The sequence below is a fragment of the Amycolatopsis sp. NPDC028719 genome (assembly GCF_055565395.1).
In genome coordinates, this window is record NZ_JBVHUL010000004.1 from 189,415 (window position 1) to 205,191 (window position 15,777).

General features: G+C 67.5%; 16 protein-coding genes. 5 read left to right on the forward strand and 11 right to left on the reverse strand.

Features of this window, described 5'->3' with window-relative positions; genetic code table 11:
* Together ACZ4TR_RS19315 and ACZ4TR_RS19320 are read left to right on the forward strand one after the other, a co-directional pair.
* The coding region (locus ACZ4TR_RS19315) for a hypothetical protein (RefSeq protein WP_465288308.1) at window positions 1-991 on the forward strand (991 nt) is incomplete at its 5' end.
* Between the two features lie 383 nt (window positions 992-1,374).
* The gene (locus ACZ4TR_RS19320; RefSeq protein ID WP_465288309.1) at window positions 1,375-2,322 is read left to right on the forward strand and encodes an RNA-binding protein; all 948 of its coding nucleotides are present in this window, start codon (window positions 1,375-1,377) and stop codon (window positions 2,320-2,322) included.
* Between the two features lie 92 nt (window positions 2,323-2,414).
* On the opposite strand, the gene ACZ4TR_RS19325 is transcribed toward ACZ4TR_RS19320, so the two are convergent.
* From ACZ4TR_RS19325 to ACZ4TR_RS19365, 9 genes are all read right to left on the reverse strand, one after another.
* Window positions 2,415-3,179 (reverse strand): DUF2637 domain-containing protein, encoded by a 765-nt coding sequence (locus ACZ4TR_RS19325; RefSeq protein ID WP_465288310.1) that lies wholly within the window; start codon window positions 3,177-3,179, stop codon window positions 2,415-2,417.
* A 622-nt stretch (window positions 3,180-3,801) separates the two neighbouring features.
* Window positions 3,802-4,275, reverse strand: coding sequence for a site-specific integrase (locus ACZ4TR_RS19330; RefSeq protein WP_465288311.1), 474 nt, complete (start codon window positions 4,273-4,275; stop codon window positions 3,802-3,804).
* A gap of 10 nt (window positions 4,276-4,285) precedes the next feature.
* The gene (locus ACZ4TR_RS19335; protein WP_465288312.1) at window positions 4,286-4,582 is read right to left on the reverse strand and encodes a hypothetical protein; all 297 of its coding nucleotides are present in this window, start codon (window positions 4,580-4,582) and stop codon (window positions 4,286-4,288) included.
* Window positions 4,583-5,374: 792 nt separating this feature from the next.
* Window positions 5,375-5,662 (reverse strand): hypothetical protein, encoded by a 288-nt coding sequence (locus ACZ4TR_RS19340; RefSeq protein ID WP_465288313.1) that lies wholly within the window; start codon window positions 5,660-5,662, stop codon window positions 5,375-5,377.
* Window positions 5,663-5,767: 105 nt separating this feature from the next.
* Entirely contained in the window at window positions 5,768-6,424 is a 657-nt protein-coding gene (locus ACZ4TR_RS19345) for a M15 family peptidase (RefSeq protein WP_465288314.1), read from the reverse strand.
* A gap of 28 nt (window positions 6,425-6,452) precedes the next feature.
* Window positions 6,453-8,660, reverse strand: a complete 2,208-nt coding sequence (locus ACZ4TR_RS19350) for a glycoside hydrolase domain-containing protein (protein ID WP_465288315.1) — start codon at window positions 8,658-8,660, stop codon at window positions 6,453-6,455.
* A gap of 636 nt (window positions 8,661-9,296) precedes the next feature.
* Window positions 9,297-9,935, reverse strand: a complete 639-nt coding sequence (locus tag ACZ4TR_RS19355) for a DUF2637 domain-containing protein (RefSeq protein WP_465288316.1) — start codon at window positions 9,933-9,935, stop codon at window positions 9,297-9,299.
* A 57-nt stretch (window positions 9,936-9,992) separates the two neighbouring features.
* Window positions 9,993-10,778: a tyrosine-type recombinase/integrase gene (locus ACZ4TR_RS19360; RefSeq protein WP_465288317.1), complete on the reverse strand. Its 786-nt coding sequence runs from the start codon at window positions 10,776-10,778 to the stop codon at window positions 9,993-9,995.
* Window positions 10,779-10,865: 87 nt separating this feature from the next.
* Window positions 10,866-11,729 (reverse strand): LysR family transcriptional regulator, encoded by an 864-nt coding sequence (locus ACZ4TR_RS19365; protein WP_465288318.1) that lies wholly within the window; start codon window positions 11,727-11,729, stop codon window positions 10,866-10,868.
* A 145-nt stretch (window positions 11,730-11,874) separates the two neighbouring features.
* Between ACZ4TR_RS19365 and ACZ4TR_RS19370 the strand changes: the two genes are divergently transcribed.
* The gene (locus tag ACZ4TR_RS19370; protein WP_465288319.1) at window positions 11,875-12,732 is read left to right on the forward strand and encodes an NAD-dependent epimerase/dehydratase family protein; all 858 of its coding nucleotides are present in this window, start codon (window positions 11,875-11,877) and stop codon (window positions 12,730-12,732) included.
* Window positions 12,729-13,391: an alpha/beta hydrolase gene (locus tag ACZ4TR_RS19375; protein WP_465288320.1), complete on the forward strand. Its 663-nt coding sequence runs from the start codon at window positions 12,729-12,731 to the stop codon at window positions 13,389-13,391. Before ACZ4TR_RS19370 ends, ACZ4TR_RS19375 begins: the two co-directional genes overlap by 4 nt.
* Before the next feature lie 52 nt (window positions 13,392-13,443).
* Here the strand turns inward: ACZ4TR_RS19375 and ACZ4TR_RS19380 are convergent, their stop codons facing one another.
* Window positions 13,444-13,902: a hypothetical protein gene (locus ACZ4TR_RS19380; protein WP_465288321.1), complete on the reverse strand. Its 459-nt coding sequence runs from the start codon at window positions 13,900-13,902 to the stop codon at window positions 13,444-13,446.
* Window positions 13,903-14,021: 119 nt separating this feature from the next.
* Here ACZ4TR_RS19380 and ACZ4TR_RS19385 point away from each other — a divergent pair, with 119 nt between their 5' ends.
* Window positions 14,022-14,519 (forward strand): hypothetical protein, encoded by a 498-nt coding sequence (locus ACZ4TR_RS19385; RefSeq protein ID WP_465288322.1) that lies wholly within the window; start codon window positions 14,022-14,024, stop codon window positions 14,517-14,519.
* Window positions 14,520-14,568: 49 nt separating this feature from the next.
* Here the strand turns inward: ACZ4TR_RS19385 and ACZ4TR_RS19390 are convergent, their stop codons facing one another.
* Window positions 14,569-15,723, reverse strand: coding sequence for a fumarylacetoacetate hydrolase family protein (locus tag ACZ4TR_RS19390; protein WP_465288323.1), 1,155 nt, complete (start codon window positions 15,721-15,723; stop codon window positions 14,569-14,571).
* Between the last annotated feature and the right edge of the window lie 54 nt (window positions 15,724-15,777).

The following is a 15,777-nucleotide window of genomic DNA, read 5'->3' on the forward strand; positions in this document are numbered from 1 at the left end:
GTCGGAGAACAACGAGGCCGCGTGGGGTGCGCTGCTGTCCATGTTGGGGCGGGTCCCCGGTCTTGCCGACTTGGCGCGTGAGATCGTGCCGGCGGCGTTCGCATGGCTGCGGGATCGGCCGGAGAACAACGAGGCCGCGTGGGGTGCGCTGCTGTCCATGTTGGGGCGGGTCCCCGGTCTTGCCGACTTGGCGCGTGAGATCGTGCCGGCGGCGTTCGCATGGCTGCGGGATCGCCCGGAGAACAACGAGTCCGCCTGGAGTGCGCTGCTGTCCATGTTGGGGCGGGTCCCCGGTCTTGCCGACTTGGCGCGTGAGATCGTTTCGGCGGCGTTCGCATGGCTGCGGGATCGGCCGGAGAACAACGAGTCCGCGTGGGGTGCGCTGGTGACCACACTGGGACGGGTCCCCGGTCATGCCGACTTGGCGCGTGAGATCGTTTCGGCGATGTTCGCGCGGCTGCAGAATCGGCCGGAGAAGAACGAGTACGCGTGGAAGGTGCTGCTGACCACGCTGGGACGCATTCCCGAGTTCGCCGACTTGGCGCGTGAGATCGTGCCGGCGGCGTTCGCGTGGCTGCGGGATCGACCGAGCTCTAATAAGGGAGTGTTGTCCGGCCTCCTCATCGTACTGTCTTCCCCTGGCGCCGTCGCAGCGAAGCTACGCGCAGAGATGCTTGCCACGCTACACAAGTGGTATAGCGCGCACCTCCCAGCGGACGACCGAATACTTCGGGGTGTACGTTTGCTCCAACTCGCTGACGAGGCTCGTCCCGAACTGGTACCAGCCGTGGCGGCGGAGCTGGCGTACATCGAGGACAAGCCAGAGCCAACGTCATTGGCGCTGCCGCGCGAAGTTATGGCCTACGCGGTCGCGCGCGCCGGCCGGGCCGATCTTGACACGAGGTTCGCCACCTGGGAGCGACGATTGCTCGACACCTACGACAACTACCGTGATGAAGTGGTTGCTTCTCCGCCATCGTCGGATCAGTGAGTTGATTGAGCACCCGTACTTGGGGCGGACAATGCGGAGTGACGTCCGTGATGACAGCGATGGCAGGTTCATCACGTCAATGTCGCTGCCACTCAAGCGCCGATCTTGCGGCGTCAGTGCGCGATTCGACGGCTCAAGCGACATGCCCAGTCGTTCCTTCTGGAAATAATACGAGCAGACACGACATTTAGACTTCAGTTTGCAGGCTCACGACGCAGATCGCAGCTGCACCCAACGTGCGCACATCGGCAGTAGCGACGTCTACGGCGCTCGACCAGCGGCATGACAGGACGTTCGCGGTTATCTGGTGGTTGTCGACGTGCTGGCTCGGCTAGCGTGCTCGAACCGATCAACCACGCTTCCGAAGGGCGACCCAGCCGGTCATGACCGCATCGCATGTCTACCGGATCACCAAGTACGATCCCGCCGATCGCGACGACCGGGGCGCGTATCGCGGGTCCGAGGACGTGTCGAGCGACCACGGTCCGGTGGAGGCCGCCTACCTCGCCGCGGTGACGGCGTTCGCCGAGGATACCGGCGTGACTCAGCTGACGATCCGTGATCCCGCGGTCAGCGGAGTCGTCCACTTCGGTGTTGAGCCGCTCATCGACGGCCATGGGCTGCACGGGCTGTTTCCGCCCGATCTCACCGGCTATCACGACGGCGCGCGGATCACTCTGGAGGTCGGGCGTGAGCTGGTGCGCGCCATGTTGCGTGGCAGCGGTGCGTGGTGCCGGCTTGAATCGGGGGATCGGTTCTTCGTCCATGTCGGCTATGACCAGTACATGTACATCGGAAGCGCGCAACCGTGCGGACGTGCGGTCGCGCTGACCGCCGCGAGTGGTTTGTTCGTCGAGCCGCTGGAGGGCTCGCCCTACGACCCGGATGGCGACGGGCCGTATGAGTCGCGTCCGGCGGACGCGGCGTTCTGGGCCGAGGCGGCGGCACTCGCGGAACGGCACGGCGCGGTGCTGTTGGAGGAGCAGGTCGTCGGCAACGGCTCCCGTTGGCATCGCATCACGGCCGATGCCGCGGTGCCCGACCTCGGTCCGCGCGCTCTCCTGTCCGTGTGGCCGGATCTGTCGACCGATGTTCCGGCAGTGCTGCGCACGATGCCGCCGGACTTCGCCGGCTGGGTTGTCGTGGAGCACGTGGACGGCCGCATCCACAGCGTCCACGCCGACGGCGATGACCGGGCCGGCCTGACCGAGGCGTTGGCAGGCGCCCGAGCGGCGATGCTCCTGCCGTACACCACCGACGACCACAACCCGCTGCTCGTGGCCGTGCAGCCGGACGACGACGGAATCGTCCGCGCTCGTTGGCCGGTCTGAACTGCGGTGGACGAGCCGGTGGCGCACCCGGCTCTGATCGCGACCCCGCGGCACACAACACCCGTACGTCTTGTCATCGGCATGGGCGGACGTCAGCGGACGAGCAGAGCAGCTTCTACCTCCTCCGGCTGACCGGAAGGAGGCGAAGGCGGCTGCAACCTCCGAGTGTGCTGGCGATCCTCAGCCCGCCACTTGCGGAGGATCCGTCGGCCGTAGTTGTGCGTTCCGGCCGCCCTATCCAAATCAGCGCCCGTCGGCGTGCGGCCGCGAGCCCGCTCGCCGACGAAGTACTCCCACATCCGTTGCTCGGCCGTCCGCTCGGAGTTCTCTGCGCTTCGCGGCGAGACCATAACGTGCTGCTCCGGCTTCATGGTCTCGTTGTCCGTCTCCGACTCGAGAGACTGCCCAGCCGTCTCGCACTGAGCACTGGCGGTCTCGGAGCCGGTCTCGCGAGACCGCCGCTTCAACGCCCCGTTCAACAACTCGACCGCCAACAGCAACACCAGCGGTGGACAAGCCGCCACCGTCACCTGCAACAGGCTCAAGACCCGCGCCGAGCCAATGTTCGCGACCAACGACAGACAGATGCCGAACACGGACGCCAGCCACGCCACCCACCGGCCCGACTCGCTGCCACCGCGGTGGGTCTTCCACAGCTCGACCGTCGCGATCGTCAGCAGACCGTCGACCAAGAGCGGCCAGATCGACGCCGTCACCGCGTCCGCGCCGAAGCGGAGTGCGAACTCACGTCCGTGGCGATACGAGGCGTACGCCGCGCCGAGGGCGACCAGTCCGGTACAGGCGCACTGAATGGACAGGGCAAGGTCTTGAGCAAGCCAGCCACTGAGCCGCCTCATATCCGCTCAGCCTTGCTCCCGGGTTCGGCAGCTTCCCGAACGCGCCCGCCGGACCGATCAAGTAGTGCTGACGAGGAGCTTGGACCAGGCGGCACGGCCCGGCAGTTGCGAGCCCGAGGGGAGCCCGAGAGCGCACGGACGCGACGACAAACCACGACACACCCCGACACTGCCGCCACTCGGCGACCAAGCAAGACGATCTTGTCCGGCATTACGCGACACCGTCTGACATGTCGGGGTGGGGACTCTTAACCAGCGGGTTCGGGGTTCGAGTCCCTGATGGCGCACCCCACTGAATCGAAGCCCACCTGCAAGTATCCTTGATCACGAGGATCTTGCCGGTGGGCTTTGATCATGGGTGGGACCGGCGCGGGGCCGAATGAGACCGCGCTTGCCGGCCGTTGTTCTTGGCCTTCTTGTTGCGGGCATGGCGTCCCTTGCCTCGCCCGCGTCGTTTCCCGCTCCCCCGACTGCGCAACTAAGCCCGCCGCATCGCGAGCCGCCGCCAGCACCAAAGCCGCCGTTGCCTCGGCGGCCTGATGAGCCAGGCAAGGCAGGACACTGGTGTAGGTGTCCGCGGTGAGCACGATGCTGGAATGCCCGAGCACCGCCTGCACCACCTTCAAGTCGTTCCCGCCGCCAGGGACAGGCTCGCCGCGCCGTGCCGCAGGTCGTGCAACCGGATCGGCGGCAACCCCGTCTTGGCAACCAACCGGGTGAACGTGTGCGTCACATACCCCGGACTCCACGGCCCGCCATGCCGGTTGGTGAACAGAAACCCGACCGGCTCCCCGCCCTCCTCCTGCCGCCGCCCTGCTCGAAGCGCCCGCAGCGCCGCCACCAAGCCATGATCCGGCGCCAAGGTGCGGACGCTCGTTTCGGTCTTCGGCGGACACACCACCGTGCGGCCACCGCGGTCCTGGACTTGGTGCGATACCTGCACCACCGCAGCGTCGAGGTCGAGATCGCCAGCGCAGGCCGGTCGCTTCGCCGCGCCGCAATCCGAGCACGCGACCGCCAGATACAGCACGTACACCGGGTGACCGCGCGCGTGCTCGAGGAACTCGGCCGTCTGCCGGGCCGTCCACACCGCCACCGGCGGACGCTCACCGGTCGCCCGCCAATGCGCCACCCGCGCGTCGGTCCACACCACCGCACGGGGCCGCCGGGCCCGCCGGCAGCTCCACCAGGTGCGCTGGGTTCCGTTCGATCAACCCCACCCGGATCGCACCCTTCAACGCCGCATGCAGCGTCCCGCGGATCCGCACGAACGTGGCCGGCGACGGCGGCCGCTCCCGGGTCGCGTTCGCCCCGGCCAATGCCACGAACATCGCCTGCACCCGCGCCACCGTCAGCGACCGCAGCGGCGTACTCCCCAGGTAGGGCTTCAGGTAGTCGTTCACGTGCTGGGTGTACAGGCGACGTGGTGAAGCTCAGGGTCTGGCGCATCTCCAGCCAGATGTCCAACCATTGCCCCACCGTCACCACGCTCCGCCCCGGAATCACATCGGCCCCGAGCGGATAAGCCCGCGTCTGCTTCGCGGCCGCACGGGACCGGAAGCCGCCACAACGCGCCCGATGCCGTCGGCCGTCCCGGGCGCACGGCAAGCCGCGATCGCCGACATCGATGCAGCCCAGTTCTCCGTCTCCTCCGACAGCGAACTCAGACGCTGTGTCAGCGCCGGGGGCAGGCCGGGGCGGACAGCGAGTTCGTCGATGATCTGGTCGTGCTCGCGGCGCAGCGCGCCGAGGTTCTCGACGGTGCAGGCGACATTGGCGCACTCCAGCGGCCGGCAGTTGCCGGAGGATCTGGCTGACCGCAATCCGAGCCCGGCAGGTGACCAGGACCGGACTCCTCAGCGGACCAGCCCGACAGAGCAGGAATGAGCCTCGGCCCGACGGGCCACCATCACCGCCGAGATCGCCGACCAGCTCGGCGCCGGCCGTGGCTCGGTGTCCACCCCCTGCTCCCTTCGGTGCCTCGCCACGCGAGTTTCTCCAGTGGGTTGATGGCCAGCTGCACACCGCTGCGACTGTCGGCGGGCCCCGACGAAAGGCCCGGCAACCTCATGCCAACTTTTCGCTCTGGTCGGATGCCGAAGACCTTGCCAGCACTGGCAGGTTGATGGGCAGTTCGTTCGAAGGCGACCTCACCTACTAGGCGGGCGACCTCGTGGAGGCCGCGACCTCGGAGATCAGTGCGGGAGGAGAAAGAGCAGGTCCACCGCCACGATGGCGGCAGGAATCGCACCGAGTGCGATGCAGGGCAATCCGGCGAGCCAGATCGTACGGCTACGCGTCCGCCGGGACACCCACACCGCGAACCCGCCGGCAAGCACTGTCCACCCCGAACCCAAGATGAACATCGTGAACGTCGTCTCGGAACCAGCCCAGTCGCGACCGCCGTGGGCCAGTGCGAAGAAAAGAAGAAGCGCGCCCGAAGCGACGACTCCCACAGCGATCAGGACGAGCCCCGACGTCATGACCACTGCTCTCGCCACACCTACGCTCCGGGCGCCGTCGTCTCGCACGATCGATAGCCTACCGATGGCCGAACCGGCGTCGGACGGCTCTCTCGCGGGCCGCGGTCAGCTTCCCTTCGCCAGTGCACCAGCGCCTTGGTCGGGATGGTCCCGCCACTTGTTGATCCAGGATGCGACGGCGTCGAGCCGTGGGTCGTCGGGAGCCACGTCGATCTGGAAATGCGATTCCCACGCGCGGTGGAAGGTACCGCCCCAGCGGACAACGCCGGAGAGTTCGGACACGATGTCGGCGATGAGCAGTTTCTGGCGAGGGGTGTGGCCGTCGGCCGCGGCGGGCGGGAACCATCCGGGCCGGATAGCTACCGCCGTTCCCGAGAAGTAGTTGCTTTCGGGCCCAGCGGGGATTGAAGCGACCTGGTGGTGACCGACCACCTCACCGGGAATCAGGTTGTCGATCTCGTAGTGGTAGCGCCGGACGACGTGGATCAGGATGGCTGCCACGCTGCCGAGGCGCACGGCGAACTCGACAGCCGTTCCGGGTACGGGCCTGGTCCAGATCGCGCCGCCTGAGTCGGCCGCCGGTTCGATGGGCCAACCGTTGGTGCTGAGCTCGGTGGGATCTGCCGTGGCGCGCGGCTTGCCTGGTGGCGCCGGTGCAGAGGTAGCCGCGGCTGCGATGGGCGCCCAGCCGGCCGTCGACACGGTCGCGATGGCCGCGCCGACGACCAGGCGACGGCGCAGCTGTCTCGCTGATGGATTCATTTCGTCCTCGAGTTGGCTTCGGGAAGGTTCAGAGGGCGCGCTGCGGCGCGTAGTACTTCTCATAGATCCGGTACAGGCCGAGCATGACCGTCCCGTAGCCTTGGGCGCTCGGTGCGGTGCCGTTGTAGCGAGCCATGATCTGCCGTGTGTCCTCCTCGGAGGTGTGCAGCCCCGGCAGCGGGACGCTGATGAGACTTGCCGCGTGCATGAGGACAAGTGGAATCGTGCTCACGTTGAATACGTCGTCGTTGTGAAGCTGCTGCCACACCTGCCAGAGATCGGCCTCGTTCGCCGGATCCAGGAACGTGCCCGAGATCAGATTGCGACCGATGCAGAAGTTCTGCGCTCTGATCGCGGTCGCTGCGAAGATCTGGCCCGGTCCGGTACTGCTGTCCGTGCTCGAGCTGAGGCCGGTGCCGGAGTAGTGGTCGATGACGAGGTCGTCGGCGACCGCGTCGTCGGTGCGGAGCGCGCGAAGCTCCCAGAGCAAGGGGCACTGGATCATCGCCTTGCGGATCCCGAACTGCCGGGCCAGGCGTGTCGCGAGCCAGTCGATGTTGAGGACCTGGTCCAGCGACTGTGTTGTCGTCCACACCGTGAAAGCCTGGGCGCCAGAGCCCCCGGACTCGGGCACGCCAAGACCTTCGAAATAGGCTTGGACGTCAGCAAGCAGCGCGTTTCGCATGGTCCTGTCGAACGAGACGTCCAGTTCGACGTCCGACCCCCCAGGGTCGTACCTGTTTTGCCCCGCGTCTCGACCGGACGCGATGTCACTGTCGATCTCCACTGCCCCGTCGCCTGTCCCCGCGGTGACCGTGACGAACTGGTCGAAGGCCCAGTCAGCCGGCATCGTGTAGCCCAGGTTTCCCGAGTATCCGCTCGACATGTCCGATACGAAGCTCGCGGAGCTCAACCCTGCCGCCCCTACCCTGCTGCAGACATTCCGCGGGCCGTAGACGCCGATGGTGTAGCCGTATACGGCGCCATATCTCGCGAAGGTATCCCGGATTCCGGTGAAGTGCGGAAGGACGTTTTCCGTGATCTGGAAGTCGAGTGCATCGAAGTCGACGCCGAAGTAGATCCGTGTGCCGCCCTGGAAACCGAAGTGTCGTGCTCGTTCGAGAGCGGCCAGGGCGTCCGCGACCCCCTGGGAGCGGTTGAAGTACGAGGCCTCGCCGCCGTAGGTCTGGTATATCGGGAAGGCGGAGAGCCCGTACCGGGCCATCAGCGCGAGCTCCCCCTCGTGGATCGCCTTGTCCAGCGTCGACCCGGGAACGTTGGAGAGGTAGCGGCCCACTGTCCGGTAGCCGGCGTTGAACAACGCGAGGGCCTTCTCGTCGGTAATCCGGGTCACGGTGTCGCAGGCGGTCCCGCGGCGGCTGGTGTCACCATGCGAGACGAGCAACGAGGCCCAGGTCGGGAAGTCACCGTTGCCCGTCGCCGGCAGTCTGACGAAGCTTTGGAACGCCGATACCGCGACTGAGATCTCCGACGTGAATGTCGACGAGAACGCTACGTTCGGGCGCTTGTTGAAGATCATGGCAGAACTGAACAGATTGACCCATGTACCGGTCGAGCCGACGGCGAGCACGTGGCCGCGGAGACCGTTCTCGGTCATCGGGCCGAGCGCTCCGGTGGCAACGTCGTCGGACATCCCCAGTTCGTACTGGATCGCGTACACGAGTGCTTTCTGCACGTCACGAGAGAAGTTCCCGTCGCAGGGTATGATGGAAAAGTCTCTTCGGTTGATGTATTTGGAATTCAGCCACTGCTGCGCCGACCTGGTTTGCTCGCTGCCGCCGGATGTGACGACGTAGGCATCCATGTTGAGCAACGCCTTAAGGACTTTGGGGGTTACGCCGTCGACGGAGTAGACGGCGGCTACACCCATGTTCTGCTTCGCCTTGAGGACCGCAGCGGAAACCCGGGAGTTGTAGGTTCCGTCGATTTCGCCGCCGTCGTAACCTTTGCAGTACAGGCCGGATTGAATCACCCGATAGAGGTTGATGTGGTTGGTGGCCGCGTTGATGACCGGGTACTTGGCCTGAAGGGTAGATATCGTCGTCGGCCCGAAGTTGTCGGAGAGCGTAGTTATTCCGAGTTCGTACTGGAGGATTCTAGTGAGGGCGTACATCACCGACCAGCTTGTTTTCCCGTTTTCTTCAACACGTGGGATGCCCGACACGGTGTACGAGTTCACGAACTGCTGAGCCCTGATTACGGCTTCGTCGACCATGGTTGTTCCTCGACTTTTGGGCGCGCAAGAAACCGGCGATCAGCATCGATGTGAATCGCCGGGATGCGCCTAGCGGGGACCGCACCAGAAGGGCGCGCCTCCCGTCGCACCCGCACTTGTCAATCTATGGTCAACTAGGCATGCCGGGTAGATGCATTCGGCTGAATCACCCGAGTGTCATCACAACGCCTCTATTGGCACAATGACTGCTATGTGCCAATATGTCTGTTTTCGGCGAAAACTCGCAAGTCCACCGGAGCTTTCCTCCGCGTGGCCCACAGGCAAGCACCGGCATAGGCCTCCGCCTTCGATGTCGTCCGGGCCGTCGGACACGCGGTTTCTTCTACCGCCTCCGCCTGCGCTACGTCGGCCAGTCCGAACACAACCGCTCTCGACACTCGCCGGTGCCCACCGCCGCCGTATCGGATTGGCCCGGCTCTTCCCGCACCGTCGGCGGGAGGGTCGTCCGGTTGGCCTCCCGGCGAAACAGAAACCCGTTGACTGCCCCGAGGAACGGCGGACCGGAGTAGACGACCGCTTTCGCGGACGTTCTGCGACGCCTATCGCCGCAGAACGTCCGATGCCGTCAAACTGCCGATCTTGCTCGGTCCTCCACTTCCGGAGAATCCGACGGCCCTAGTTGTGCGTTCCGACCACTCGATCCAGCTCGGCGCCTGTCGGTGTGCGGCCGCGGGCCCGCTCGCCGACGTAGTACTCCCACATCCGCTGCTCAGCCGTCCGCTCGGAGTCCTCCTCGCTCGGCCGCGAGACCATCGCCGGCTGAACCGACTTCCAGGTCTCGTCGTCCGCCTCCGTGTCGAGGCACAGCCCGCACGTCTCGCTACGAGCGCTAGCAGTCTCGCGAGAACGCCGCTTCAACGCGCCGTTCAACAGCTCGACCGCCAGCAGCAAAACCAGCGGCGGACACGCCGCCACCGTCACCTGCAACACGCTCACGACCGGCGCCGAGCAGATGTTCGCCACCAACGACAGGCAGATGCCGAACACGAACGCCAGCCACGCCACCCACCGACTCGACCTACCGACGCCGCCGCCGCGGTGGGTCTTCCACAGCTCGACCGTCGCGATTGTCAGCAGGCCGTCGACCAACAGCGGCCAGATCGACGCCGTCACCGTGTCCGCGCCGAAGCGAAGCGCGAACTCACGTCCGTGGCGATACGAGGCATACGCCGCACCTAGCGCGACCAGCCCGGTACAGGCGCACTGGACAGACAGAGCAAGGTCTTGAGCAAGCCAGCCCCCGAGCCGCGTCATAACCGCTCCGTCTTGCTCGCGGGCCCGGCAGCCTTCCGGACGTACTCGACCGACCGGTCAAGAAGCGCCGACGAGGACCTTCGACCAGGCGACACGGACCAACATTTGCGAGCCCGAGGGGAGCCCGAGAGCGCAATCCGAGTGCAAAACCTTTCGCGGGATCGCCCCGGCCAGCTTCCGCGCCGCATCAGCGGCGACCTCTTCGGCGACGTTCGTGTAGAGATCCATCGTCATCTTGATCGACGAGTGCCGGAGCATGTGCTGGATCACCTTCATGTCCACATCAGCCCCGAGAGCCAGCGTCGCGGCGCCGTGGCGGAGGCCGTGGAGGGTGATCGGGGTAAGCCGGCGAGCTTGATCAGCCGGGCAAACTCGTCCGCCACGTCCGCTGGATGCAGCGGACTGCCATCGGGCTGGGCGCAGGATCGCCCGCAGTGTTTCCTTGATGCGGTGCAGCGACGTCGGCCCGACCGGTCGCTGCCACTTCACCGCGTCGGATCTTGCGCGGGTCGCCGCCGGCCCGGTACTCGGCGATCTGCTCGTTGCGCTCCACGATCGCCTCGAACATCGCATCCAGGTGCCCCACGCGTAGCCGGTCGCGCCGCCCACTTCGGCGATCCCCAGCAGGTCTCGGACCCGCTGCAAGCCTTTCTCGGCCTCGGTCGCGCTCTCGTAGCCGCCGCGGCGCCGCGGCCGGCGGTTGCCCTGCGCGTCCTCCGGCAGCTCGATCCGGAAGTACCACCGCCCATGCCGCTTGTTCGCCAGCTTCGGACACGCATCACCGAGCGACTTCTTGTTCTCGTCCCGGCACGAACACCGCCGGTACACCGCGCCATCGGTCACCGAAGTCATCTCGACGACGCGGTGCGGTGCCGGACATCGCCGCGTTGAGGGGTGCGTTCGCGGAAGCCGACTGGCGTGCTTGCAGGACTAGGGCACCAGGCTTGCCGCGGCGTCGAGGAAGGCGTCGACCAGGGGTGACCGGCGCGTCGTGAGCCAAGCCAGGCAAACCTGGTTCGGGCCGATGTCCTCGACCGGGATGCCGATGACGTCCGGGCGGGTGTAGAACGTCGCCGTCGACAACGGGATGACGCTGATCCCCGCCCCGGCGGCCACCAGTTCCAGTTTCTCTTCGACACTGTGGATGCGCGGGACCTCGGGGCGGTCCGGCTTGCGCAGTTCGAGCGCGATGTCCCGCCACTCCGGGACGGCGTCGGGGTCCTGCAGCAGGTGCTCGTCGGCGATTTCGGTGACCGACACGGACTCCTTCCCGGCCAGGCGGTGCCCGGCGGGCACCATCACGACGCGGGGTTCGGTGAACAGCGGCCGCACGGTCAGCCCGCGCTGGTCGATCGGCAGCCGGACGATGCTGACGTCCACGCGGCCGTCGTGGACGACCTCCACCTGGTCGTGCCAGCTCGTGCGCAGCAACCGGACGCCGACGTCCGGCCGCTGCCGGGCCAGCACCCGCACCGCCGGGGTGACCACGATGCCCGGCATGAACCCGATCGTGAGCACTGCCTTCGCCTCTGCTGCGGCCGTGACCCTCCGGTGCACGGCTTCGGCCGCCGCCAGCAGGTCCCGGGCGTCGGCCAGGAGCTGTTCACCGGCCGCGGTGAGGACCGTGGTCCGGCGGTCGCGGACGAACAGGAGCGTCTTCAGCTCGTCCTCGAGGGCGCGAATCTGGCGCGACAACGCCGGCTGGGCGATGTGCAGCTGCGCGGCGGCCCGCCCGAAGTGCAGCTCTTCGGCCACCGCGACGAAGTACCGCAGCTTCCGCAAGTCGAAGTCCACGTCGGCGCACCTCCCGCTCTCGTCACCCATCATCGCAGGTCGTTGATGCCGTCAGGGCATCACAGCGCACGAAACGGGTCTTGGACGCACAGCGGGTGCCCGGGCCACCGTGGAGGAGGAACGGATTCCGGTTGAAGGGACAGCGATGAAGATTTTCCTCACGGGCGGTTCGGGTTACATCGGCCGGGCGACGATCGGCGAGCTGGTGCGGCTCGGGCACACCGTCGAGGCGCTCGCGCGCAGCGAGCGTGCCGAGGCGGCCGTGGTCGCCGCCGGGGCGACGGCCGTCCGCGGTGGCCTGACCGACCTCGGCGTGCTCAACCACGCGGCCTCGCGGGCGGAGGCCGTGATCCACCTCGCGCAGGCCACGACCGGTGAGGAGGACCTGGCGGCCGCTACCGCGATGCAGGACGGCGTCGGCGGCGGCACCTACGTGCACACCGGTGGCAGCTGGGTCTACGGCGACACCGACGGTGTGCAGGACGAGACGGCCGCGTGGAACCCGCCGGCCGTCGTGGCGTGGCGCCGGGCCGTCGAGGACGCGGTGCTGGCCCGGGCGGCCGAGGGCGGGCGGCCCGTCATCGTGCAGCCCGGCCTGCTCCACGGCGGCGACAACCGCCTGATCGACATCTTCTTCGTCCAGCCCGGCAAGGAAAGCGGGGCGATCCCGTACATCGGCGACGGCGGCAACCACTGGGCACTGATCCACCTCGACGACCTCGCCCGGCTCTACGCGGCGGCGCTGTCGGCCCCGGCGGGCTCGGTGTACCTCGGTGTGGGCGGGGTCAACCCGACCGCCAAGGAGGTCGCCGAGGCGTGCGCCCGCGCCGCCGGGCTCGACGGGAAGACCGTCTCCCTCACCCTCGAGCAGGCGCGCGAGCAGATGGGTCCGATCGCCGACGCCTTCGCCCTCGACCAGCAGCTCACCTCGGCCAAAGCGCAGCGGGAGCTGGGCTGGACGCCCGTGCACACCGACCCGCTGAACGAGCTCGCCGCAGAATGAACCGGGAACCGGGAATGGACCGCGGGGCGGTGCTGTGGTCCGAAGAGGAGCGTGCCCGCCGGTCACGGCCGCTGCTGGTGATGCTGCACGGCTGGAGCTACGACGAGACGCATCTGCACCGGCTGATCACGCCGCACTTGCCGGACGAGGTCGTGGTCGCCTCGGTGCGGGCGCGGATCCCGGAAGCCGGTGGGTATGCGTGGTTTCCCAGCGCCGGCAACCCGATCGGTGATCCGCGGCCGGCGGTGGCGAACGCGGCGGCGCTGGACGTGCTCTCGTGGCTGGAGACCATCGAGGCGCCGTCGATCGGGCTGCTCGGCTTTTCCCAGGGCGGCGCCATGGCCCACCAGCTCATGCGGTTGGCGCCGCACCGGTTCGCCTACTGCGTGAACCTGGCCGGGTTCGTGGCGCGGGACGAGCAGCCCGGCGACGAGGCGCTGAGCGTCACCCGTCCGCCCGTCTACTGGGGACGCGGGCGGGAAGACCGGGTCATCCCGCCCGGCGCGCTCGTGCGCACCGAACGGTGGCTCGCTCGCCACGCCACCGCCGAGGTCCACGTGTATCCCGGGCTGGGCCACGACGTCCGCGGCCGGGAGATCGACGACGCAGCCGGCTTTGTCGGCAAGCAGATCCGCCAGCGGGTTTTCGAGGAGGAATGACGCGTCACGACATCGGATTCGATGCCGAAGGAACGTTGCTGCGAGGCTGGTTCTACGAGGCCGAGGGGGCCGGCGGACCGGCGCCGTGTGTCGTGATGGCCCACGGCTGGAGTTCCACGAGGCGGCCGAGGAACGCGTCGGCGGCCGCTTGGCTGGTCGCCGTCGGTGAGAAGAACAGAAAGTGCTTCACGCTTCGCAGCGTCACGGCTGCCCTCGGCGGTGCCTCGGTCGCCGGCTGACCGCCGGCGTCAGCTTGCCGCGGGGCGGATCCCGTCGAGCACGATCCCGATGGCGCCTCGCGCTGCGCGTCGTCGACGTAGATCCCGGCGGTCACCGCGAACACCAGGCGCATGACGTCGGCACGCACCACCCCGGTTCGCCGCGCCAGCTCGAACAGCGGGTCGGCGACGCCGTAGATCGCTTCCCGGCTGGGCAGGTACGCCGGGGACTCGCGGGGGAGGACCGTGGTGAGCACATGCTTGGTGGCCAGGTGCGTGACGAACCTTCTCAACCAATCCGACAGCGCCGCCCACGGGTCCGCGTGGTCGAGCCCGCGCCCGTACTGGACGACGGCGACCAGGGCGTCGAAGTTGCGCCGGGCGTCGGCGCGGTGCGGCCGACGTGGCGCACGTGTCGACGCGGACCCTCTTCCAGCACTTCCCCAGCAAGGAAGCGCTGGTCGGCACCTATTTGCAGCGCATCGAGTCCGACGGGGCGATCGTCGGCGAGACCGTTCTGGGGCGCCGTGACCTCGGCGCGCGGGAGCGTCTCCTGCGGTTGTTCGCCGAACGCCCGGCCGGCTCGCCCTCGGCGAAGGTCGTGCGCGGCTGCCCGCTGCGCAACGCCGCCGTCGAGTCGGCCGGGACGCTGCCCGAGGCCTCGGCGGCGGTCGAGCGGCACAAGCGGGAGTTCGCCGGGCGCCTGGTCGAGACCGCCGCCGAAGCAGGTGCGCCCCAGCCCGAAGCCCTGGGGCGGCAGCGACTGCGCGCTATGCCCCCTTTGCGCCTCGGGCGTCCTGGGGTTCGTCCACGACCTGCTCGGCCCCCGGTCCGCCGGTCGCCCCCGGCAGCCCGACCTGCTCGCCGACGTGGCGGCGGCGCCGGACTGGCCGGCGGCTGCGGGCCCTAGCGGGCCCGTCCCAGCGGTCGCCGATGATGGTGGCGCGTCCCGGTCACCGTCAGGAAGTGAATTCGGCTGTGATCCCGCCGATGTTCGCGAACTCAGCGTGAACCGACATTCCTTCGGTCACCGAAATGGACGCGTGGAGCGCGCCGGAAAGCACGAGATCACCCGGCTGCAATGAAACTCCGAACTCGGCCAGCTTGTTGGCAAGCCAGACCAGCCCGCGAATCGGGTTCCCCAGCACGGCAGCTCCGGCTGCCGTTGATACGACCTCGCCGTTGACGGTGAGGATCATTCCGATGGTGCGGAGATCAATTTCCGCGATCGGCGTCACGACTTCACCGCGAACAACCTTCGCGCAAGATGCGTTGTCGGCGATCGTGTCGGTCAAGCCGATCTTCCACGCGCTGATGCGGCTGTCGATCACCTCGATCACCGGAAGCGCGCCCACGATCGCTTCGAGCGCGTCAGCTTCCGTAACGCCTGGTCCGCGCAGTTCGCGTGCCATGATGAAAGCCACTTCCGCCTCGACCCGCGGCTGGATCAGACCGGATACCGGGATCGGTTGGCCGTCGTCTACGAGCATGTCGGCGAAAAGGACCCCGTAGTCGGGTTCGTCGACGCCGAGTTGTTCCTGCATGGCCACGGAGGTCAGGCCGACCTTGTGACCGACAATGACACCGCCATCCCGCAGGCGGCGAGAGACATTCAGCTGCTGGATCCGGTAGGAGTCCGCGACACTGAGCCCCGGGACTTGCTCCGACAACGGTGGGATGGTGCAGCGGGTCAGCTCCGCATCGTGAAGTTGCGCTGCGAGGTCCTCGATGCTCGGGGACTCCCGGCCCAGGTCCCGCTGTGCTGAGGCGCCACGCGGCGATTCGATTGGCTCGTCTTGCGTGGCAGGTTCTGCTGCTCGGCCAGTGTCGACGCTGATGGTCTTCAACTCACCGAGCACGGACATCGCCTTGTGCCGAACGGACTGGTGCAGGTCGTCGGCGAGATAATCGTTCCTGCCTTGCAAATCGTCAAACGTAAGGATGGCAGCATGGGTGAACGGGTCGGACGACTCCGGAAAAGCTCGATTCTCGCTGATCGAGAAGTCCTTGACGGCGGGGATGGTGGCGAAACTCCGGATACCCTCCAGGACCTCCTCCACCTCCGCTTGCGGCGAGTCCTTCCGGAACCAGAAGAACAGCAGGTGGTGAATCACTACGTACTCCTTGCCTGGGTTGATCGGGCCGAGGACGACGGGCTCCGGCCTTCG

Excerpts from the sequence above, each read along its gene's own strand:
- ACZ4TR_RS19325 (WP_465288310.1), bottom strand. The coding sequence starts at position 3,179 with ATGAGGCGGCTCAGTGGCTGGCTTGCTCAAGACCTTGCCCTGTCCATT.
- ACZ4TR_RS19375 (WP_465288320.1), top strand. The coding sequence starts at position 12,729 with ATGAACCGGGAACCGGGAATGGACCGCGGGGCGGTGCTGTGGTCCGAA.
- ACZ4TR_RS19320 (WP_465288309.1), top strand. The coding sequence starts at position 1,375 with ATGACCGCATCGCATGTCTACCGGATCACCAAGTACGATCCCGCCGAT.
- ACZ4TR_RS19340 (WP_465288313.1), bottom strand. The coding sequence starts at position 5,662 with ATGACGTCGGGGCTCGTCCTGATCGCTGTGGGAGTCGTCGCTTCGGGC.
- ACZ4TR_RS19345 (WP_465288314.1), bottom strand. The coding sequence starts at position 6,424 with ATGAATCCATCAGCGAGACAGCTGCGCCGTCGCCTGGTCGTCGGCGCG.
- ACZ4TR_RS19350 (WP_465288315.1), bottom strand. The coding sequence starts at position 8,660 with ATGGTCGACGAAGCCGTAATCAGGGCTCAGCAGTTCGTGAACTCGTAC.
- ACZ4TR_RS19370 (WP_465288319.1), top strand. The coding sequence starts at position 11,875 with ATGAAGATTTTCCTCACGGGCGGTTCGGGTTACATCGGCCGGGCGACG.
- ACZ4TR_RS19355 (WP_465288316.1), bottom strand. The coding sequence starts at position 9,935 with ATGACGCGGCTCGGGGGCTGGCTTGCTCAAGACCTTGCTCTGTCTGTC.